We start from the raw sequence: 21937 nt of genomic DNA, 5'->3' as shown, positions 1-21937 counted from the left end.
CATGAAAATCCGCCTCGAAAATGTGGTGAAGACCTTTGATACGTTCCGTGCCGTGCGCGATGTTTCGCTTGATATCGAAAGCGGCGAGCTTCTGGCGCTGCTCGGTCCGTCAGGCTCCGGCAAGACCACGATTTTGCGCATGGTCGCCGGCCTCGAATATAGCGATGGCGGCCAGATTTTCTTCGGGGAGGAGGATGCCACCAATATTCCGGTGCGTGACCGCGGTGTGGGGTTTGTGTTCCAGCATTATGCGCTGTTTCCGCATATGACGCTCAACGAAAACATCGCCTTCGGCATGAAGGTCTCGAAGGTGAACCGGGATAGGGCGGCTATCGCCGCGCGCGTCGAAGAATTGCTGCGACTGGTGAAGCTCGATGGCCTGGGCGACCGTTTTCCCGCGCAGATTTCCGGCGGCCAACGGCAGCGCGTGGCGCTGGCGCGGGCGCTTTCGGTCGATCCCAAGGTGCTATTGCTGGATGAGCCTTTCGGAGCGCTGGACGCCAATGTGCGTCGCGACCTGCGCCGCTGGCTGCGCGAGATCCACGATTCGCTCGGCATCACGACGATTTTCGTGACGCATGACCAGGAAGAGGCGCTCGATCTGGCCGACCGGGTCGTCATTCTCAATCAGGGCGAAATCGTGCAGCAGGGCACGCCGAAGGAGGTCTGCCGCCAGCCGAACAGTGCCTTCGTCATGCGCTTTCTGGGAGATGCCAACCGGGTTGCCGGTGTGGCGCGCGGCGGAAAGGTGTATGTGGGTGAGAATGAACTGCCCTTCTCCTATGCTCAGGGCGATGGCGCGGTTGATATTTACGCACGTCCCGGCGATCTGGAGTGGGAAGACCTGCATGACGGCATACCGGCGTCCGTGGAGCGCGTCCTTGACCGCGCCGGTGAGCGCCGGGTGATCGCCAGTACCGACGGCGGCGATATTCTGGAATTCGACGTGCCGCCCGAAAACGACGTCGCCGCCGGAGATCGCGGTTCCGTCATCATTCGCCGGGCGAAGATTTTCCCGGCGCCGTAAGGCGCCAGGGCCTATGCCCGCTTAAAACAGAAGTTCGAATGCGCTTTCGGCTATCAGCCTGCCGTTGATCACAAGGTCGACCCGGTGGACACCAGGATAGTGTTTGCGGGTCGTAAAATCACGTATGGCGCGGCTGATTGACAATGTACATGTCTCGCCGGGCGGAAGCTCGACTTCCTTCCACTTGAAGACCTTCGCGGAGGCATCGCCGCTCTTCTTCACATAATGCACGGCGTAATCGATCACCAGCTTTTGCCGGCTCTTCGCCGTCGAAGTGAAAGAGGCGGAAATCCGCACCGGATTGCCGAGAGCGACTTTTGCCGGCAACACCTCGAACGCCGCAAGTGTAATCTGCGCCTCCTCATGCGCCCCGAGATGGGCAAGCGCTGCGGTGTCGCCCTTCTTGATCAGCGTGCGCAAGGCCTGCCGCATGATCCAGCGTGTATGCGGGTTGTCCTTCGGCCATTCATCGATGAGCGCCAGCACAAAAGCGGGATTATCCTTGGTGATGTCGTTCAGGTGGTTGGCGACGGATTTGCGCACATAAAGCGCCTGGTCTGCTTTCATGGTGTCGAGGATCGCGGTAACCGGCGAGGGATCATCGATCAGGGGCTTGAGCTGGAATGACCATGGCAGGCGAGGCCGGCAGCCTTCGCTGGCAAGCCGCCGCACATGCTCATTTTCGTGCCGTGACCAGGTTTCCATCACGGCAAGGGTGGCGGTCAGGTCCTTTTGCAGGAAATGCCGGATGGCGAATTCCGAGGAGCCAAAGCGGGTGAAATATTGCAGCGCGTCCATGGAAAGATCGAAATCATCAAGGCCGTAAAGCGCGACATACTCCGGAAGCGAAATCGAAGCGAAACCGTTGCCGATGCCGGGCGCTGCGGCGGTGAGGATTTCGATGTTGCGGGCATAGTCGCCGGGAAGTGTCGCATGCAGGCTTGTTGCCACCTGCCGCATGCGCTGCATGATGCCCAGCGCTTCAAGGTTTTCGGTGGCGAGCGCCATGAAGGCGGAAGCGTTGAAGGGCGGATGGACGGCCCTGGTCTGATCGGCGATATGCTGCAGTTTCTCGTGGTTGAAGATTTCCTTCAGTGCCGGTGCCGCCGTGTCGCTCATAATGTCCTCAAAGTTCACTTTTTGTTCTTTTAGGGCAGGAGGAGAGGCGAGGCAAGGGAAGACTATGTCGCTTTCGAATACTGCTGACGGACCGAGCGCGTGCCACGAACGTCTTCTCCCCATCCGGGGAGAAGTTCGCGGTAGCGGGATGAGGAGGCAAGGTCAGCGAAAAGTCGCGAGCTTGCCCCCTCATCCGGCACTTCGGGCCACCTTCTCCGCGGCGGGAGAAGAATTTTCTGGGAAAATCAGCTCATCTGGCTGACGAACTTCGTCTCCAGATAGGCCTGGACTGCTTCGGAGCCACCTTCCGTGCCATAACCGGAGTCCTTGATGCCGCCAAAGGGGACTTCGGGAAGAGCAAGGCCGTTGTGGTTGATGGTCAGCATGCCGGCCTCGACCTGTTGGCCAAGCGCGTGCGCGGTCTTGACCGAACCGGTGAAGGCATAGGACGCAAGGCCGAAGGGCAGGCGGTTCGCCTCGGTGATGGCGTCATCGAAGCTTGAGAACCGGTTGATAATGGCGACCGGGCCGAAGGGCTCGTCATTCATGATCTTGGCTGATGTCGGCACATTGGCGAGAACCGTCGGCTCGAAGAAATTGCCCTTGTTACCGATGCGGCGGCCGCCGGTCTTCAATTCGCCGCCATGCGAAACGGCGTCGTTGATGAGGCCTTCCAGCGCCGGGATGCGACGCTCATTGGCGAGCGGGCCCATCACGACACCATCTTCCAGGCCATTGCCCACCTTGATTGCCTTGGTTGCTTCCACAAAACCTTCAAGGAACCGATCGGCCACACCTTCCTGCACAAGGAAGCGGGTAGGGGCGACACAGACCTGGCCGGCATTGCGGAACTTGGCAAGCGAGGTGACTTCGATGGCCTTGTCGATATCGGCGTCGTCGAAGATCATGACAGGCGCATGGCCGCCCAGTTCCATCGTTGCGCGCTTCATGTGCCTGCCGGTCAGTGCAGCCAGATGTTTGCCAACGGGCGTGGAGCCTGTGAAGGATATCTTGCGAATGACCGGATGCGGAATGAGATATTCCGAAATCTCTGACGGTACGCCATAGACGAGGCCGACGACGCCCGCCGGAACGCCTGCATCAACAAAGGCGCGGATGAGTTCGGCAGGCGACGCCGGCGTCTCTTCCGGCGCCTTGACGATGATGGAGCAGCCGGTTGCAAGCGCGGCGGAAAGCTTGCGGACGATCTGGTTGATCGGGAAGTTCCATGGCGTAAATGCTGCAACGGGTCCGACCGGCAGCTTGATGGCCAGCTGTGAGACACCGGTTGCCCGCGCCGGAATGACCTGCCCATAGGTGCGGCGCGCCTCTTCTGCGAACCAGTCGATGGTGTCGGCCGCGCCCATGATTTCAGTGGCGGACTGCGCCAGCGGCTTGCCCTGTTCGCGGGTCATGATGTAGGCGATCTTGTCCTTGCGCTCGCGCAATATGTCGGCCGCCCTGCGCATGATCTTGGAGCGCTCAAAGGGCGAGGTGTCGCGCCACACCTTGAAACCCCGCTCGGCGGCGGCGAGCGCCAGATCGAGGTCTTCCTTCTCGGCATGCGCAATCGCGCCGATGATTTCGTCCGTCGCCGGATCGGAGACGGCGATTGTCTTACCGGAAACGGCATCGCGCCATTCGCCACCAATGAGAAGTTTGATGTCGGGATAGGTGTGCATAGGGGCTACCTTCATGATGCGGCCGATACGGCGCATGCCGCCCGGCCCGGAGAGGTGAACAGAATTTTCCTGGCCGGACGAAATCCGGCGTCGCAGCTTTCGCAGCGTGGAACAGGTGTCTGGGCTTTTCCGGCGGAGGTCGTGGACTGCCGGAAACGGAAACGACAGTGCTTATATTAAGTTCCGGGCGGTATGTTTCAACCGCTTGCCCGAGGTAATGCCATGATTTTTATGTGACGCGGAACCATCATTCGCCGTTTGTGCCGCCATGGAAGTCGATGCCGTTTCCGGTCGCAACGGCGGGCGCGAATCACGTTGCTGCGTAAGGAAACGGTGGAAATTCGGCCACAATTCGGCCGTGGTCACGCTGGACGGATCGGGGGCGGGCGGTGCGCGGCGTTGCCGGTTGCGTCATAACAGGGCGCGCAACGTCAAAAAGTACAATAAGACGGAAAAATTATCCAAAGGGTTTACTCAATACCTAGAGAAAATACGGATAAAATCTCAGTGAGGATATAACATCGGTTCCTGATATATATGCTGTTGGCGGTTCCCTTGACCTTCCAGGGTTGGCGAAAACCCTCGACCTGAACGTTATCGATGGAGAAAAATTATGAATTTCGCCCGGGTACTTCTCAGTGCGTTCATGTCGCTCTTGTGGCTTTCCTGTGCCGAGGCGGGAGACATAGCCAAGCCGCAGGGCAAGCCGATATTAACCATATCCGGCAACATCACCAACACCAATACCGATGGAGCTGCGGAATTTGACCGCGACATGCTGGAAGCGCTCGGCATGGACACCGTGGAGACGACGACACCGTGGCACGACGGGCGTGTCCGCTTTGACGGTGTGTCGCTTGCCAAGCTGATGGATGTCGTCGGCGCAAAGGGCACCAGTGTCACGGCGGTGGCTCTCAACGATTATGTGAGCACGATACCGGTTGAAGACTTTAAGAAATTCAATGTTATCCTCGCCATCAAACTGGATGGCAACTATATGACAGTACGCGAAAAGGGCCCGTTGTTTGTCATCTATCCCTATGACAGCGACCCGGAACTGCAGAAGCAGACTTATTATTCGCGGTCCGCATGGCAAGTCGCCAAACTGATAGTGGAATAAAGGTGCCGTTTGCGAAAACTTGTGGCGGTGATCATCTGTTGCTTCGTCCTGGCAACGGGCTATATCGCTTTCGTCATTGCCGAGCGGCAGACCGCTCTGCAGAAGTTCGCCCGCTATAATGACTCATGGGCCGTCAGCCAGACCGTAGCCGAATATCTGCGCCTCCAGAATAAACTCGCTGTGTTCGCGCTTAATCCCGGCAGGGTTGACCGGGATGAATTGCAGCTGCGTCTGGATATCATGCTCAGTCGCCTGGAGCTGTTGAAGCAGGGCAACCTCGGCGCTTTCATCAATGAAAAGCAGCAATGGCGGGATCTGGTAACCCGCCTTGACGCCGTTCTGGCGCGTCTCGAACAGCAGATAAACAGCTTGAATTCGAGCGATGTGCCGGATCTTCTTGCCGCTATGAGCGCGCTGGATGCGCCGATGACGACGCTCGCCTCGTCTTCCGTCGCGTATGATGTGAATTTGATCGATACCGCCCATGAGGATGTCCGCAAGCTCCACATCGTCTATACGGCGCTGGCTGGCGGTCTCATCCTCTGCGGCATCGCGCTTGTCATATTGCTGCTTCGCCAGAACGATCTCCTGAACCGCGCGCAGAAAAGCATGCGCGGGCTGACGGACGATCTGCGCGCCGCGACGCTGGAGTTGCAGGCAAAAAATGTCCGTCTGGAGCATGATGCCTATCATGATGCGCTGACGGGCCTGCCGAACCGGGCGCTGTTCCGGCAGGAACTGATCGAGCGACTGCGCCGGTCCTTCGGTGGCACCGGTACGACAGCCATATTGTTGCTCGATCTCGACGGGTTCAAGGATGTCAACGACACGCTCGGCCACGATGCAGGCGATGCGCTGCTTCAGGCCGTGGCGCAGCGCCTCTCGGCCATCGGCGGCGATTATGACATGGTTTGCCGCCTTGGAGGCGATGAGTTCGCGGTTGTCTCCGACGATCTGAATGAGGACGCCGCGCGCCGGCTTGCCACCAAGCTCATCGATCAGATCAGCCGCACCTATCAGCTGGGTGAGCAGGAGGTCAAAATCGGCACCTGCATCGGCATCGCCATATCGCACGGTGCAGTGGATGCGGATGAATTGTTCAAGCGGGCGGATCTGGCGCTTTACGAGGCGAAAGCCATCGGTCCAGGCCGTGCGAGCGTTTTCAAGGTTCGGATGCAGAAGCAGCTGACCGAGAAGAAATCCTTCGAAGCCGATCTGCAGACGGCACTGCAGAACGACGAGATGGAAGTTTATTACCAGCCGCAGGTGGCGACGCAGACGCGCAAGCTTTGCGGCTTCGAGGCGTTGCTTCGCTGGAAACATCCGGTGCGCGGCGATGTGCCCCCCAGTGTGTTCATTCCCGTCGCGGAAAGAACCGGTCTCATCCATTCGCTCGGAAAGTGGGTGATGGAAACCGCCTGCCGCGAGGCGATGGGCTGGGACGAGGACATGAAGGTGGCCGTCAATCTGTCGCCCGTTCAGTTCCACAGTACCAACCTTATTCAAAACGTCATGGGCGCGCTTGAAAAAAGCGGACTGGAACCAAGCCGGCTCGAACTTGAGATCACCGAATCGATCCTGCTCAACAAGAGCGACCAGACGATCAACACGCTGTCGCGGTTGAAGGCAGTCGGCATCAAGATCGCCATGGATGATTTCGGCACTGGCTATTCATCGCTCGCCAATCTGCGTGGCGTCCCCTTCGACAAGATCAAGATCGACCGATCCTTTCTGCGCGATATCACCAGCGACCGGGATGCGCTGGCGATCGTGGAATTCGTGGTCGGCGTTGGCCGCAGTTTGCGAATGACGACGATTGCGGAAGGTATCGAGACGGAAGAGCAATATGAATGCGTCAGGCGTCTGGGATGCGACCAGGTTCAGGGATATCTGATCAGCAGGCCGCTGCCGGCCAAGGAGCTCGTCGCCTGGAGCTCCGCCTGAGAGGCGCCTGTCCTGGCGGCCATTGGAATTTTTACCAAGTGATACTGTCGCTCGCGAAAACCCATACCGGTTACCGCAACGATGCTGTAGAGCATTTTCGGTTGATTCGGGACCGTTGCGGCGAGACGACCGGATTTTGCGAAAAGGCTTGAGACATGGAAATACTGGACGTGCATGGAGTTGCCCTGCCTCTTTCTTCCGATGAGGTGTCGCCCGTCATCTGGCAGGCGCTGACCGACGGCAGCTACGAGGCGAAGGAGGCTCGCAGCGTCCTGAAAGCCATCAAGCCCGGTGATCGGGTGCTGGAGCTGGGTTCCGGTATCGGGATCATCACGTCGATCATTGCAGGCATCAAGGATGTTTCCGTATGGGCTTTCGAGGCCAACCCCGCGACTGCGGCGCTGGCCGAGCGGGTGATCAAGGCCAATTGCCGGGGTAACGTCGTGTTTTCGCAGGGGCTTCTCACCGCCGACGAGCCAAGCTCCTATTCTTTTTACGTTCGCAGGGATCTCTGGATGTCGTCCATGGACGAAAATCAGGGCCCCTATGAAAAACGGATCGAAATCTCCTCCGCCAACATCGATGAATTCATCGCGAGCCGCGGCATTACAGCGCTCGTCATGGATATCGAGGGTGCGGAACGCGATCTGCTAGGCAGGGCCGACCTGAGCGGCGTGGAGCGGATATTCGTCGAGCTGCACGACCACCTCTACGGTCTTGCCGGCGTCCGCGACATCATGCAGGCACTCACCGCCAAGGGTTATGCCTATGATCCGCGGGGCTCTCGCGGTCCTTGCGTGCTGTTTTCCCGGGATGACAGCCCGAGGGAATACGATCCCGAGGTGGATTGAAAGCCGGGCATCTCAAGCCAAGGGCGACGTTGGAGAGTTTGTTTCAAGCTGCGGGCAGGCGCTAAGCGTTCTGCCCGCAATCATTTACCAACCGCTTGCGCCATCTGGTGCAACCTTTGGAGCTTCATGCCGTTTAGTGCCCGTGCCGCAATTCATCTGGCAGCGGGCAGCTCTGTTATTATTGCCAAAAATGCAATTCATTCCGAATTATTATTGTAATTGTTGAAGTCATTTTCCTGCGTCATTATCCCTCCATCAAACCGGCGCACAACAGGATGCACCTGAGATTCCAACGCAACCGAAGGAGAAACGATCATGGGCTTTGTTAAGACGACAGACGGAACCGAAATCTTCTATAAGGACTGGGGCCCGAAGGATGCCCAGCCGATCGTTTTCCACCATGGCTGGCCGCTCTCGTCCGATGACTGGGATGCGCAGATGCTGTTCTTCGTCTCCAAGGGTTTTCGTGTTGTCGCCCATGACCGCCGTGGTCACGGCCGTTCCGCCCAGGTTGCCGATGGTCACGACATGGACCACTACGCCGCCGACGCCTTCGCCGTCGTCGAAGCGCTCGATCTGAAGAATGCCGTGCATATCGGCCATTCCACCGGCGGCGGCGAAGTTGCCCGTTATGTCGCCAAGCATGGCGAACCCGCCGGCCGTGTCGCCAAGGCGGTTCTCGTTTCCGCCGTACCGCCGATCATGGTCAAGACCGAAGCCAATCCGGAAGGCCTGCCGATGGAGGTTTTCGACGGCTTCCGCTCCGCGCTTGCCGCAAACCGTGCGCAGTTCTTCCGCGACGTGCCGGCCGGCCCGTTCTATGGCTTCAACCGCGATGGTGCGACCGTGCATGAAGGCGTGATCCAGAACTGGTGGCGTCAGGGCATGATGGGTGGTGCAAAGGCCCATTACGACGGCATCAAGGCCTTCTCGGAAACCGACCAGACCGAGGACCTGAAGAATATCAGCGTTCCGACGCTTGTTCTGCACGGTGAAGACGACCAGATCGTACCGATCGCCGACTCCGCCCTGAAATCGGTGAAGCTGCTGAAAAACGGCACACTGAAGACCTATCCCGGTTTCTCGCATGGCATGCTGACAGTCAATGCCGATGTGCTGAACGCCGACCTGCTGGCCTTCATCAAGGGCTGATACTTTTGCGACATCAGAATGCGGCCGATCATTCGGCCGCATTTTGCGTTTCGCATCAGGCGAGGCGGCCTCGCCAGACATTGCGGTAAGAGGTGAGACCGGGAATGTCGTGCGGCGTGAAATGGCGCTCTCGACCGGCAAGCGGTTTGATGCCGGTAAGCAGGGCCGCGCCCGCGCTGGTGCCGGTTGATCCTTCGACCGCCGTTACGTCCGTCTCTGCAAAGCCGGCCAGCGCCTTCAGATAAAGGGCGTTGCTGGCGAAAGGGCCTTCGACAAGGATGGGACCTTTCCGCCCGATGAGCGAAAGGCTGAATTCCGTCATCAACGCCAGGTAAAGCGATGTCGCCGCGTGTCGCTCTGCAGCGGTGGCGTTTTTATCGCTGAGCCACTGCGCCGTCTTGTCCGGAAACGGGCCGGAGCCGCTGACAACACTCGGCAGCAGCATCATGCCCCTGGCCACAACGCCGCCGAGAGCTGCGTCTATTGCTTCGTCTTTCGCTTCTCCGAATTGCTGTGCCAGCATTTCATATTCCCTGCCGCCCATGAAGCGAGAGGAGGGAACGGGACGGCCGAAAGCATCGACATTCAGGAGTGTGTCGCGGATGGGATCGAGCGCACCCGCCGCGCCGCCAATGGCGAAATTCACCACCCAGGTGCCGGTGGAGACGACCGAAAAATCACCGTCGCGGCGCAGAAGATGCGGCAGGAGCGAGGCGTTGGAATCGTGGATTCCACAATAGACCGGCATATGCGGCGAAAGGCCGGTTTCGATTGCCAGTGATTGGTGGATTGTACCCAGGACATCGAAAGCGGAGCGGACCGGCGCCATTAACGTCTCGATACCGAGACGCTCGACGAGCGAGGAGAAGCTCTTCCGGCGCGGGTTCCAGAGATCGGTATGACAGCCGAGCGAGGTCGTTTCCGTGGCCCGAATGCCGGTCAGACGTCCCGCCCAATATTGTGGATAGGTAACGATGCTGCGCACCCTGGCGAAATCGTTCGGAAAGGCCGTCTTCTGGAAATGGATTTGCGCGCCAAGGTTCAGCCCGGCGGGAAGCTGTGGTGAACCGGTCTCGGCAAAATCGGGCCGGATGTTGCGATAGGCTTCCTCAATGGCTGCGGGATAGCTGTGTTCATAATCGAGCACAGGCATGGCGAGGTCGCCGTTCCCATCGAGAAGTGCTGCCGAAGCGCCGTGGGTCGTGATGGAAATCGCATCGAAGCCGGGCTTCTGGCCGAAACGCTGAAGCGTGGAGAGAATGAAGCGCCAGAGCATCTCCACATCGTAATGCGGATAAATTCCATCGCGGAGGACGGGGTTCGCCTGTTTTTTGCTGGCAATCTCCTCGCCGGTGCCGGTGTCGATGACGACGACCTTGGCGTTGGTCTTGCCGATATCGATGACCGCGACGCGGTCCGGTCTGGTGCTCTTGCTCATGGCAGATGGAACACCGTCACCAGGTCTTTTGCGACCGGCGAATTATCGGGATTGCTCTCCATGATATCGGCCATGTGGGCCCACCACTTTTTCATCACGGGATGCTCTGGCAGAGCAGCCATGCGATGGGTCTTCGGGCGCGTCAGCACGCCGAAAAGGATGTTGGTTTCCGGGTCGAGATGAATGGAATAGTCACTCACCCCTGCCTCGTGCAGCAGCGTCACCAGTTCCGGCCATATCTCGTCATGGCGCTTTTTATATTCGGCCTCTTTTCCCGGAAAGAGTTTCATCTTGAAGGCGTATTTTTCGAGTTCCGTCATGGCTCAGCTTCTCATGGACCGAAGGCGGCGGACAACGATGGGGATGGCGATGGTGATGATCAGCAGCAGGCCGACGAAGATCGACATGACGATGCCGGGCACATTCAAAAGACCAAGCCCGAAGGTAACGAGGCCCATGACGAAGGCTGCGATGACGACGCCTGCGATGGTGCCGGAGCCGCCAAGGATCGACACGCCACCCAGCACAACCATCGTCACGACCTCCAGCTCCCAGCCCTGAGCAATCGACGGCCGCGTCGAACCGAGCCGCGAGGTGAGGCAGACGGCGGCAATGCCGCTCATCAGGCCCGTGAGCAGGAAGAGGATGAACTTCACTCGCTCGACGGGGATGCCGGAGAAACGGGCGGCGAACGGGTTGTTGCCGATCACATAGACCTGCCGGCCAAAATTGGTGGCATGCAGCAGAATGGCGAAGAGAATGGCCATGGCGATAAACAGGACGAATTCGAACGAAATCACCCAGAAGACGTAACCCTGACCGAAATAGGCGAAATCGGCGGGGTATTTGCCATAGGCCTGATCACCCAGCACCATGTAGGAAATGCCGCGAAACAGGCTCATGGTACCGATGGTGACGACGATGGACGGCAGTTTCAGCCCGGCGACCAGGAACCCGTTGAAGGCGCCGCACAAAAGCCCGGTGCCGATGCCGATCGCAACAAGGCCCGGTGTGCCGGCGCCCATCTGCACCGCAGCGCCCATGGCGGTGGACGCGAGCGCGATGATGGCGGCGACCGAGAGATCGATCTCACCGGCGATGATCAGCAGCGCCATTGCAAATGCAATGATGGCCTTTTCCGTGAAATTGAAGGTCGCATCAGACAGGTTCCAGGCATTGAGGAAATAGGGCGAGGCCAGCGAATTTGCGATGAAGATCAGGATCGCGACGCCGAGCAGCAGCACTTCCCAGCTGCCCATGATGCGCCGTAGAGGTGTTCCCAGCTTGTCTGGAATGATGCGCGGGCTTTGTGTTGAATGGGATGGCGTGCTCATGCTGCGGCCTCCTTGGGCTGATCACCTGCGGCGCGGTCCCGCAGGATGATGCGGCCTTTCCTGGCTTCGGCGCGGGCGTTGAAGACGACGGCGAGCACGATGACGACGCCTGATATCGCCATCTGCGCGAAGGGCGAGATGCCAATGACGGGGAGCGCGTTCTTGATGACGCCGAGGAACAGCGCGCCGAGCACGGCACCCGCCACCGAACCGATGCCGCCCGCAATCGAAATGCCGCCGATCACATTTGCCGCCACGCTGTCCAGTTCGAAGCCGGCGGCGATGTCGACATAGGCAACCGCGTAACGCGACACCCAGAGATAGCTGGCGAGACCGGCGAGCGCGCCCGAGAGCACGAAGGCGAAGAAGCGGGTGCGGCCGACATCGATGCCCGCATAAACGGCTGCACTCGGATTACCGCCCGAGGCATAAGCGGAGCGGCCGAAGGAAGTCCGGCCGAGCACCAGCCAGGCGCCGGCGATGATGAGGATCGCCACCCAGGAAAGGATCGGCATGCCGAGAAGCATGGTGCGCGGCACGTTGAGGAAAGTGGGGGATAGCTGGTGCGCATTCACCCAGCCGCCGCCCGAAAGCACGAAGGCCATGCCGCGATAGATGGTGAGTGTACCAAGCGTGACGACGATGGGCGGAATGCCGAGCCACCAGACCAGAACGCCGTTGAGCGAGCCGAGAAACGCGCCGATGCCGACAGCCATGACGATAAGAAGCGGCAGCGGAATGCCCGGAAAGGCAGCGTTGGTCATCGCCACCGCCATACCGGTAAAGGCAAGATTGGCTGCGACCGAGAGGTCTATGGATTTTGTAAGGATGACCGCCATCTGGCCCAGCGCCAGAATGATGAGAATGGAGGTATCGTTGAAGATGTTGACGAGATTGCCGGGCCGGCCGAAGCCGGGGGCGCGCATCGCAAAACCGGCGATCATGACGATGATGATACCCGCCAGCAGCCATTCGCGGTTTTTGAGTAGACGTTGCATGTTAGCCCCTCTCAGGCATTGCCGGTGGCGGCGCGCACCAGCTTTTCCGGGGAAAAATCGGCGCGTTCGAACTGGCCCGCCATCAGGCCTTCGCGCATGACGATGGCGCGGTCGGACATGCCGAGGATTTCGGGAAGTTCGGACGAGATCATGATGATCGACAGGCCTTCGGCCGCGAGCTCGCTGATGAAGCCGTGCACCGCTGCCTTGGAGCCGATATCGATGCCCTTTGTCGGCTCATCGAGGATGATGACCTTTGGCTGCGTGGCGAGCCATTTGCCGATCACCACCTTCTGCTGGTTGCCGCCTGAAAGCGTACCGACCGGCACCGAAAGGGCGGCGGCGCGCAGATCGAGCCGCGAGGCATATTTGCGCGCAAGCGCGAATTCGTTGGCGGCGGCCAAGAAGCCCTTGCGCGAGGTGCGTGTGAGTGAAGGCAGCGACATGTTCTGGTAGATCGGCATGTCGAGCGCCAGACCGTGGCGGCCGCGTTCCTCCGGCACGTAGACGATACCGGCGCGGATGGCATCTTCCGGCGAGCGGATTGTGATGGGTTGGCCGTTCAACATCACTTCACCCGATGCCGGGCGGGTTATGCCGAACAGCGACTGGCAAAGCTCCGAACGCTCGGCGCCGATCAGCCCGTAAAGGCCAAGAATTTCGCCCTTGCGTAACTCGAGAGAGATATCGCGAAACTCGGTCTGATGAGAGTAATCGCGGACTGAAAGAACCGTGGGACCCAGCGTAACAGCCTGCTTTGGAAAGGCATTCGTTACATCACGGCCAACCATCAGCCGAACGATTTCATCCTGCGGGGTGGTCGTGAGCGTGCCGGCGCCCACCATCCTTCCGTCCCGGAAGACGGCATAGTTTTCCGCAATCTCATAGACCTCATCGAATTTGTGGCTGATGAAGAGAATAGCCTTGCCCTGCCGCTTCAGGTTTTCGACGATGCGGAAGAGATCATCGATTTCCTTGCGCGAAAGGGCGGCGGTCGGTTCGTCCATGATGACGATGCGCGCCTCGACCGACAGGGCGCGGGCAATGGCGACGAGGTGGCGCTGTGCGATCGACAGGTCTTTCAGCCGGATCGTCGGATCGATGGCGCTTTCGAGTTGTTCCAGCAGAATTCTGGCACGCGTATTGATGGTCTTCCAGTCGATCAGCCCGAAACGGCCCTTCGGGGCATGACCGAGAAAGATGTTTTCACCGACGGAAAGCTCATCGAACAGCACGGTTTCCTGATGAATGGCCGTCACGCCGGCATCGATGGCATCCTGTGCGCTGTGAAAATTGACGGGCTGGCCGTCGAGAAGGATGTCGCCCTCGTTCGGGCGGTAAATGCCGGTGAGGATCTTGACGAGCGTGGATTTGCCCGCGCCGTTTTCGCCGATCAGGGCGGTGACCTTGCCGGGGTAAAGCGCAATATCGACGCCATCCAGCGCCTTGACGCCGGGGAATATCTGGCTGATGCCGCGCATTTCGAGAATGGGCGTGGCGCTGGGAGCTTCTGCAGCGTTTAGGATTTGAGGTTCGGCACGCATCATTCGTCTTACCGGTCGGTTTGTGTGAAGCGGCGAGGAGCTACCCCCTCTGCACTGCCGGGCATCTCCCCCTCGAGGGGGAGATCGGCAGGAGGCTCTACCACCACTTCATTCGCAAATGTCGAGATGGGCGAAACTTATCCGCGAGTCGATCTCCCCCCTTGAGGGGGAGATGCCCGGCAGTGCAGAGGGGGTAACCCTCCGCCCGCGGTCAGCAACTTCTCAGATCAAAAAATCTTCGAAAACTGATCGATATTCTTCGCGTCATAAACAAACGGATCAGCCATCGCCGCTTCGCTGTTTTCACCAACCTTGATCTTGCCCATACGGCCGGCTTCAATTTCCGAACCCGGCTTGCCGTCGGTTTCGCCCTTCACGAGGCGATAGGCGATCTGGGTGGCGGAATAGCCGAGGTCGATGGGGTTCCAGATGGCGAATTCCTTGGTGGCGCCCGACTTGATGGCGCCGGCCATTTCGGAAGGCAGGCCAAGACCGGTGACATAGACCTGACCGATCTTGCCGGCATCCTTCACGGCCTGCGAAGCGGCGAGAACGCCGACCGTCGTCGGCGCGACGATGACCTTCACATTCGGCTGCGAGGAGAGAAGGCCCTGTGCTTCGCGGTAGCTCTTGTCGGCGAGGTCGTCGCCATAGACCGTCGTGACGAGGTTGAGGCCGGGGAAGTCCTTCAGCTGCTTCTTCATCTCATCGATCCAGATGTTCTGGTTCGTGGAGGTGGTGGTAGCCGAAAGAATGGCGAAATCGCCCTTGCCGCCTTCCAGATGCGATGCTGCGAGCTGCAGGCACATTTTGCCGATCAGCGCGTTGGACGAGGGGTTGAGCTGAAGAATGCGTCCTTCGGGCGCAACGCCGGAATCCCAGGAAATCACCTTGATGCCGCGCTGCGCCGCCTTCTTCAGCGCCGGAACCACGGCGTCGGGATCGTTGGCGGAAATGGCAATGGCGTCGACGCCCTGCGCGATCAGCGAATTGATGACTTCGATCTGGCCTTCCGCCGTTGTGCTGGTCGGGCCGGTATAGATGATCTCGACTCCGCCGAGGTCCTTTGCGGCCTCCTGTGCGCCCTTGTTGGCGGCTTCGAAAAAGCCGTTGCCAAGCGATTTCACCACCAGCGCGATCTTCACGTCGGCGGCCTGTGCAACGCCGCCGAGTCCGGCGACGGAGAGTGCCGCGCCGAGCGCGAGTACGCTCGTTAATGTTCTGCGTGTAAGTTTCATGTCCCTTTTCCTCCCGTTTTTGAACCTTGCAACTTCCCTGCCGGCGCTCCTCAAGCGACCGACGAAGAATTCTCCTCATCCGGCGGACCGGCCGTTTTCGCGTCCGCCACGGCGCCGGCGATCAGCAGCTCTACCCCGGCATCTTCCACCATCCTTGCCGCCTCGTCAGAAATCCCGTCATCGGTGATGATGGTCGAGACGTTCTCGAGCGGGCAGAGAATGAGGCTGGACCGTTTCCTGAATTTCGAGGAATCGACCATCACGATCAGCTCTTCCGCCTGCCGCATCAGCTTTTGCTCGCTCTGTATGACCAGCGCGTCGGATTCCATGATGCCGAGCGCACCCACGCCCTGCGCCCCGAGAAAAATCCGCCGTGCATAGAAGTTGCGGATTGCGTCATTCTCGAAGGGTGACAGGATCAGGCTCTGGTCACGATAGATCGCGCCACCCGGCACGCTGACATTGCATTTGGAATGCTTCACCAGATGCTCGGCGATGGCGAAAGAATTGGTCATTACCTGCAGGCGGCGCGCCGCCATGTAATGCACCATCTGGAATGTCGTGGTGCCGCCATTCAGGATGATCGCATCGCCATCATTACAGAGATCGACCGCCTTGCGCGCAATTGCGCGTTTCTTGTCGATATTGACTGATTCGGACACGCGGAAAGGCCGTGCGGCCAGATTGCCGAGCTGCGGCGGATGCACCGCTTCCGCACCGCCGCGCACGCGCCGCAACTTGCCCTGCACGTGCAGGGACGCAATATCCCGCCGAATGGTCGCTTCCGACGCATCCGTCAATTCCGCAATATCCTGCACCGTCACCACAGGTTTTTCCTGTATGGCGCTCAAGATGATGCGATGGCGTTCGCGTTCGTGCATTTGGTCCTCCTGATCGTGATTATTCGCAATCTCTTTACGTTGTCAATCAACAACGATCAAATTAATCAACATCGCGCTGCAACATGAAAATTTATGATCGTTTTTGATTGACATTGGGCTTTTGGATGCGCGATACCTGCCGTCAAAGGAGGCGGACCGGTGTCGGTTCGCGAATGAAGACCATGTGGGAGGAAGACATGACGGGAACATCCCGCCTTCTCGAAAGCCGTTGGGACGACGCTTATGCCAGGACGCTTGATGAGCCGGGAAAGCTTCTTTACCGCTCCAACCTGCTCGGTGCCGACAAGCGCATCACCAATTACGGCGGCGGGAACACATCGGCAAAGGTGCTTGAAACCGATCCCCTGACGGGCGAGAAGGTCCGCGTCATGTGGGTGAAGGGCTCCGGCGGCGATGTCGGCACCATCAAGCTTGATGGTTTTGCAACGCTTTATCTCGACAAGCTGGAAGCGCTGAAGGGCATTTATAAGGGCGTTGAAGACGAGGACCGCATGGTCGGTTTCCTGCCGCACTGCACCTTCAACCTCAATCCGCGCGCCGCCTCAATCGATACGTCGCTGCATGGTTTCGTGCCCTACGATCATGTCGACCATATGCATCCCGATGCGATCATCGCTATCGCCGCCTCGAAAAACTCGAAGGAATTGACGCAGCAGATTTTCGGCGACGACATCGGTTGGCTGCCCTGGCGTCGCCCCGGTTTCCAGCTGGGCCTTGATCTGGAAGCTTTCGTCAAGGCCAATCCGAAAGCCAAGGGCGTCGTGCTGGAAAGCCACGGCCTCTTCACCTGGGATAACGACGCCAAGGCGTGTTACGAACTGACGCTCGCCATCATCAACAAGGCAATCGAATGGTTTGCGGAAAAGACCGAAGGCAAGGTGATCTTCGGCGGGGCAGTGGCCAAAAGCCTGCCGGTTGCCGAACGTCGGGCCATCGCCGCCCGGTTGATGCCGGAAATCCGTGGCCGCATCGGACGTGAAGAACGCAAGCTCGGCCATTTTGACGATCAGGATGCCGTTCTGGAATTCGTCAATTCGAAGGACTTGAAACCGCTCGGTGCGCTGGGCACATCCTGCCCTGACCATTTCCTGCGCACGAAAATTCGTCCGCTGATCCTTGATCTCGATACCGCAAATCCAGATGTGGATGCGCTGACGGCCAGCCTAGACAAGGCGCTGGAGGACTATCGCGCGGATTACACGCGCTATTATGAAGCTTGCCGCCATGACAATTCGCCAAAAATGCGTGATCCGAACCCGGTGATATTCCTCATCCCCGGCGTCGGCATGATGTCTTTCGCTAAAGACAAGGCCACGGCCCGCATCGCTGGCGAATTTTATGTCAACGCCATTAATGTCATGCGTGGCGCGTCCACCGTGTCGGAGTATCAGGGTCTTCCCGAGCAGGAAGCCTTCGATATCGAATATTGGTTGCTGGAAGAAGCGAAGCTGCAGCGCATGCCGAAGCCGAGGAGCCTTGCGGGCCGCGTGGCCTTCGTTACTGGCGGCGCCGGCGGTATCGGCCGGGCAACGGCGGAGCGGCTGGCGGGCGAGGGTGCCTGTGTGGTGCTGGCCGATATCGACGAAGCGGCACTGGAGGCTGCGAAGGGCGATTTCGTCAAGCGGTACAGCGCGGATGCGGTGCGTACCGTCAAGCTTGACGTGACGCAGGAGAATGCAGTGATTTCCGCCTTCGCGGAAGCGAGTGTGGAATTCGGAGGCGTGGATATCCTCGTTTCCAATGCCGGCATCGCTTCTTCCGCTCCCGTGGAAGATACGACGCTTGCCATGTGGAACAAGAATATCGACATTCTCGCGACAGGCTATTTCCTCGTTTCGCGAGAAGCATTCCGGCTGCTGCGGCGCCAGAATCTCGGCGGCAACGTCGTTTTTGTCGCTTCCAAGAACGGCCTCGCCTCTTCGCCCAATGCCTCGGCCTATTGCACCGCGAAGGCGGCAGAAATTCATCTCGCCCGTTGCCTTGCGCTTGAGGGGGCGGAGGCCGGCATTCGCGTCAACACCGTCAATCCCGATGCCGTGCTGCGCGGTTCGAAGATCTGGAGCGGCGAATGGCGCGAGCAGCGCGCGGCCTCTTCCAAGATCGAAGTGACCGACCTGGAGGAACATTACCGCAAGCGCTCCATGCTAAAACTCAATGTCTTTCCGGAAGATATCGCCGAGGCGATCTACTTCCTGGCGTCCGACGCCTCCGCAAAGTCCACCGGCAACATCATCAATGTCGATGCGGGTAATGCGCAGAGTTTTACGCGGTAGAAATTTCTCCACGTCTTACCTCCGTCACTCTGGCCTTGAGCCGGAATAACGGAGCTGGGGCGATGAACTAGCATGCACTGGACCGATTCCGGGGAGGAAGAGATGACCGAGACGACAATCGCCGCCGATGTGATCGCGGCTGAAAACGAAAAGCGCGCTGCTGCTTTGAAGGACGATTATCAGGCGCTTGGCAACCAGCTCGCGCGCCGCAATATCGATATCGAGGCCGTCACAACCAGGGTCGCCGAATTTTTCGTTGCCGTGCCCTCCTGGGGCGTCGGCACCGGCGGAACCCGTTTTGCCCGTTTTCCCGGCGCGGGCGAACCGCGCGGCATTTTCGACAAGCTCGATGACTGCGCCGTCATAAACCAGCTGACGCGGGCGACGCCCAATGTTTCACTTCATATTCCGTGGGACAAGGAAGACCCGAAACGCCTGAAAGCCCATGCGGATGCGCGGGGTCTCGGCTTCGACGCCATGAACTCCAACACGTTTTCGGATGCTCCGGGCCAGAGCCATTCCTACAAATATGGCTCGCTCAGCCACACCGACGCCGCCACACGCCGGCAGGCGGTGGAACACAATCTCGAATGTATCGAAATCGGTAGGGCCATCGGCTCCAAGGCCCTGACGGTCTGGGTGGGTGATGGCTCCAACTTCCCCGGACAGAGCAATTTCACCAGAAGTTTCGAGCGTTATCTCGCCGCAATGGCCGACATCTACAAGGCGCTGCCCGATGACTGGCGCATCTTTTCCGAACACAAGATGTATGAGCCGGCCTTTTATTCCACCGTCGTGCAGGATTGGGGCACCAATTATCTCATCGCCAACGCGCTCGGCGACAAGGCCTTCTGCCTCGTTGATCTTGGTCACCATGCGCCCAACACCAATATCGAAATGATCGTCGCCCGGCTGATACAGTTCGGCAAGCTCGGCGGTTTCCACTTCAACGACAGCAAATATGGCGATGACGATCTGGATGCCGGCTCAATCGACCCTTACCGCCTGTTCCTGGTTTTCAGCGAACTTGTCGACGCCGAACATCGCGGGGTGAAGGGTTTCCATCCCGCCCACATGATCGATCAGTCGCATAATGTGACGGACCCGATCGAAAGCCTGATCTCCAGCGCCAACGAAATCCGTCGCGCCTATGCGCAGGCGCTGCTGGTGGATCGTGTGGCTCTTGACGGCTACCAGCAGGACAATGATGCATTGATGGCTTCAGATGTACTGAAGCGGGCCTATCGCACCGATGTCGAACCGATTCTCGCTCAGGCGCGGCAACTGGCAGGCGGTGCGATTGATCCGATTGCGGCCTATCGGGCAAGCGGCTATCGCAAGCAGGTTGCGGCGAAGCGCCCGGCTTCGATTGGCGGCAGCGGCGGGATTGTGTAAATTCTGTGTCGTTGGAACAGGGGGGAGCGAAGGCTGACTACACACCTTGCCCCTATCTCGACGTCATCCTCGGCACTGTGCCGAGGATCTGCCTGCTTCGCATAAAATCGATCGGTAATAGATGCTCGGGAGAGGCCCGAGCATGACGAAGGTGAAGGTGTTGGTCACGAAGCGCGCCCGCCCGCTGCGCCTTCACGACGTCCCAGAAGGCGATTGTCGGCGCACCTGAAACGTATGTTCGGGCCTGGGAAACGCCCCTGCGCGAACCTCATCGGCATAGGCCGCCGCCGCTTCGGAGATCGTCGGGCCCAGATCGGCGAAACGCTTGACGAATTTCGGTTTGAAGTCGGTGAAGAGGCCGAGCATGTCGTCGGAAACCAGCACCTGCCCGTCACAGGCTGGCGATGCGCCGATGCCAACGGTGGGCGCGGCAAGTTTTTCCGTCAGCTCGCGGGCCAGCGGCTCGACTGTGCCTTCTACGACGATGGCGAAGGCGCCCGCCTGATCCACCGCAATCGCGTCACGCCAGATCTTTTGCGTTTCAGCATCAGAATGCCCCAGCGAGCGGAAGCCGCCGGCCGTGTGAACAAGCTGCGGCATCAGACCGACATGGCCGAAGACGGGAATGCCGCGGGCTACCAGGAAGGCGATGGTTTCGGCCATTTCCTCGCCTCCCTCCAGCTTCACGCCGTCGCAGCCGGTTTCCTGCATCAGCCGCGCCGCGTTGCGGAAGGCCTGTTCCTTGGATTCCTGATAGGTTCCGAAGGGCAGATCAACGATGACGCAGGCATGTTCGACGCCGCGCATGACGGCGCGGCCATGGGCGATCATCATGTCCAGCGTCACGCCGACTGTGGTATCCATGCCGTAGAGCACCATGCCGAGGGAATCGCCGACCAGCAGCAGGTCGCAATGCGGGTCAAGCAGGCGGGCGATCGGTGTGGTATAGGCGGTTAGGCAAACGATGCGCGCCTCGCCCTTCATCTGCCGGATGGAGGCCGTCGTCAGCCGTTTTTGTTTTCCATGGGCGCTCATTGGGCTGCCTCCTTTTTCTCTGTTCTCTCGCGGCCGATGACGCGGTTGTCGAGAAGCCTTGTGCTGCCGAGGCGCACGAACAGCGCCACCAATATTGGCCCTGCCTGCACGGAAGCAACGGGTGCCAGCGTATCGGGATCGCGTACCGCAACGACGTCGGGACATGCCAAAGGCTCGGCGGCGATAAATGTTTCGAGAGCCGCTTCGAACGCGGCGGGGTCATCCAATCCCAGGTCATAAAGCCGTTCCGCCTCGTTCAGCGCCCGCGGGACGATTACGGCGGCGGCGCGTTCCTCGTCGCTCAGATAGACGTTGCGTGAGGAGCAGGCGAGCCCATCCGGCTCCCGCACGGTTGTGACGGGAACGACCCTGACCGGCTGGGCGAGGTCCTCGACCATGCGGCGGATCAACGTTACCTGCTGATAGTCCTTCTCACCGAAATAGGCCGAATCTGGCTGAACGAGATTAAAAAGCTTCGTCACCACGGTTGCGACACCGGCGAAATGCCCCGGCCGAACCGCGCCTTCCAGCTGGCTGCCGAGTTCCGGCAAGTCAACGACGGTTGCCATTGGACGCGGATACATCTCCGAGACTTCGGGCGCGAAAAGAATGTCGACGCCAGCTTCCTCCAGAAGCGCGCTGTCGCGGGCGAGGTCGCGCGGATAGCCGGCCAGATCCTCATTGGCGCCGAATTGCAGCGGATTGACAAAGATGGAAACCACCGTCACGTCGTTTTCCGCCTTCGCTCTGGAAACCAGCGTGAGATGACCGATATGGAGGAAACCCATCGTCGGTACGAAGCCGACGGTTTTGCCGGCGCGGCGAAAGACGGCGATCGCATCGCGCAATTCGGCGACAGTTTTTACAAGGCGCATAGGGTCTCCT

General features: G+C 59.4%; 18 protein-coding genes. 7 read left to right on the top strand and 11 right to left on the bottom strand.

The genetic code is table 11. The annotated features are described in order from the left end of the window. Position 1 precedes the first annotated feature (1 nt). On the top strand, positions 2-1027 hold the full coding sequence (locus tag DOU54_RS24145) for a sulfate/molybdate ABC transporter ATP-binding protein (RefSeq protein ID WP_006698485.1): 1026 nt from the start codon (positions 2-4) through the stop codon (positions 1025-1027). 21 nt (positions 1028-1048) lie between these two features. Here DOU54_RS24145 and DOU54_RS24140 read toward each other — a convergent pair whose 3' ends face one another. Both DOU54_RS24140 and DOU54_RS24135 read right to left on the bottom strand, forming a co-directional pair. Further along, positions 1049-2146 (bottom strand): DNA alkylation repair protein, encoded by a 1098-nt coding sequence (locus tag DOU54_RS24140; protein ID WP_034497098.1) that lies wholly within the window; start codon positions 2144-2146, stop codon positions 1049-1051. A gap of 245 nt (positions 2147-2391) precedes the next feature. Further along, the gene (locus DOU54_RS24135; RefSeq protein WP_113732094.1) at positions 2392-3828 is read right to left on the bottom strand and encodes an NAD-dependent succinate-semialdehyde dehydrogenase; all 1437 of its coding nucleotides are present in this window, start codon (positions 3826-3828) and stop codon (positions 2392-2394) included. A 613-nt stretch (positions 3829-4441) separates the two neighbouring features. On the opposite strand from DOU54_RS24135, the gene DOU54_RS24130 reads away from it, so the two are divergent. The 4 genes from DOU54_RS24130 to DOU54_RS24115 all read left to right on the top strand — a co-directional run bounded on the left by DOU54_RS24130 (position 4442) and on the right by DOU54_RS24115 (position 8895). Beyond that, positions 4442-4948 (top strand): putative pterin-binding protein, encoded by a 507-nt coding sequence (locus DOU54_RS24130; RefSeq protein WP_077985719.1) that lies wholly within the window; start codon positions 4442-4444, stop codon positions 4946-4948. Between the two features lie 21 nt (positions 4949-4969). Then, positions 4970-6892, top strand: coding sequence for a putative bifunctional diguanylate cyclase/phosphodiesterase (locus DOU54_RS24125; protein WP_006698481.1), 1923 nt, complete (start codon positions 4970-4972; stop codon positions 6890-6892). A gap of 155 nt (positions 6893-7047) precedes the next feature. Next, complete coding sequence (locus tag DOU54_RS24120) at positions 7048-7743, top strand: FkbM family methyltransferase (protein WP_006698480.1); 696 nt, start codon at positions 7048-7050, stop codon at positions 7741-7743. Positions 7744-8058: 315 nt separating this feature from the next. Then, positions 8059-8895, top strand: a complete 837-nt coding sequence (locus DOU54_RS24115) for an alpha/beta fold hydrolase (RefSeq protein WP_044459182.1) — start codon at positions 8059-8061, stop codon at positions 8893-8895. A 55-nt stretch (positions 8896-8950) separates the two neighbouring features. Here the strand turns inward: DOU54_RS24115 and DOU54_RS24110 are convergent, their stop codons facing one another. The 7 genes from DOU54_RS24110 to DOU54_RS24080 form a co-directional block, all read right to left on the bottom strand. After that, a complete protein-coding gene (locus DOU54_RS24110) occupies positions 8951-10333 on the bottom strand; it encodes an FGGY-family carbohydrate kinase (RefSeq protein ID WP_113731936.1) in 1383 nt (460 codons plus the stop codon). After that, a complete protein-coding gene (gene rhaM, locus DOU54_RS24105) occupies positions 10330-10653 on the bottom strand; it encodes an L-rhamnose mutarotase (RefSeq protein WP_004445557.1) in 324 nt (107 codons plus the stop codon). Before rhaM ends, DOU54_RS24110 begins: the two co-directional genes overlap by 4 nt. Before the next feature lie 3 nt (positions 10654-10656). Then, complete coding sequence (locus DOU54_RS24100; protein ID WP_113731935.1) at positions 10657-11667, bottom strand: ABC transporter permease; 1011 nt, start codon at positions 11665-11667, stop codon at positions 10657-10659. Beyond that, positions 11664-12665, bottom strand: coding sequence for an ABC transporter permease (locus DOU54_RS24095; RefSeq protein ID WP_113731934.1), 1002 nt, complete (start codon positions 12663-12665; stop codon positions 11664-11666). The genes DOU54_RS24100 and DOU54_RS24095 overlap by 4 nt, the downstream gene beginning before the upstream one ends. A gap of 11 nt (positions 12666-12676) precedes the next feature. After that, positions 12677-14212 (bottom strand): sugar ABC transporter ATP-binding protein, encoded by a 1536-nt coding sequence (locus tag DOU54_RS24090; RefSeq protein WP_193603450.1) that lies wholly within the window; start codon positions 14210-14212, stop codon positions 12677-12679. Positions 14213-14436: 224 nt separating this feature from the next. Further along, positions 14437-15447 (bottom strand): rhamnose ABC transporter substrate-binding protein, encoded by a 1011-nt coding sequence (gene rhaS, locus DOU54_RS24085; protein WP_004445550.1) that lies wholly within the window; start codon positions 15445-15447, stop codon positions 14437-14439. 50 nt (positions 15448-15497) lie between these two features. Further along, positions 15498-16328 (bottom strand): DeoR/GlpR family DNA-binding transcription regulator, encoded by an 831-nt coding sequence (locus DOU54_RS24080; RefSeq protein WP_004445548.1) that lies wholly within the window; start codon positions 16326-16328, stop codon positions 15498-15500. A 197-nt stretch (positions 16329-16525) separates the two neighbouring features. Here DOU54_RS24080 and DOU54_RS24075 point away from each other — a divergent pair, with 197 nt between their 5' ends. Together DOU54_RS24075 and rhaI are read left to right on the top strand one after the other, a co-directional pair. Continuing rightward, positions 16526-18622, top strand: coding sequence for a bifunctional rhamnulose-1-phosphate aldolase/short-chain dehydrogenase (locus DOU54_RS24075; protein WP_113732092.1), 2097 nt, complete (start codon positions 16526-16528; stop codon positions 18620-18622). 102 nt (positions 18623-18724) lie between these two features. Beyond that, entirely contained in the window at positions 18725-20017 is a 1293-nt protein-coding gene (gene rhaI / locus DOU54_RS24070) for an L-rhamnose catabolism isomerase (protein ID WP_113731933.1), read from the top strand. Positions 20018-20209: 192 nt separating this feature from the next. On the opposite strand, the gene panB is transcribed toward rhaI, so the two are convergent. After that, positions 20210-21052 (bottom strand): 3-methyl-2-oxobutanoate hydroxymethyltransferase, encoded by an 843-nt coding sequence (panB, locus tag DOU54_RS24065; RefSeq protein WP_113731932.1) that lies wholly within the window; start codon positions 21050-21052, stop codon positions 20210-20212. Continuing rightward, positions 21049-21927 carry a pantoate--beta-alanine ligase gene (gene panC, locus DOU54_RS24060; RefSeq protein WP_113731931.1) on the bottom strand — a complete coding sequence of 293 codons (879 nt, stop codon included), beginning with the start codon at positions 21925-21927 and terminating at the stop codon, positions 21049-21051. Before panC ends, panB begins: the two co-directional genes overlap by 4 nt. Positions 21928-21937 lie beyond the last annotated feature (10 nt).

The sequence above is a fragment of the Agrobacterium sp. MS2 genome (assembly GCF_003261015.1).
Taxonomy (GTDB): Bacteria; Pseudomonadota; Alphaproteobacteria; order Rhizobiales; family Rhizobiaceae; genus Agrobacterium; species Agrobacterium pusense.
The sequence above is the reverse complement of the archived record's forward strand: the minus strand, read 5'-3'. Positions and strand labels throughout refer to the sequence as shown.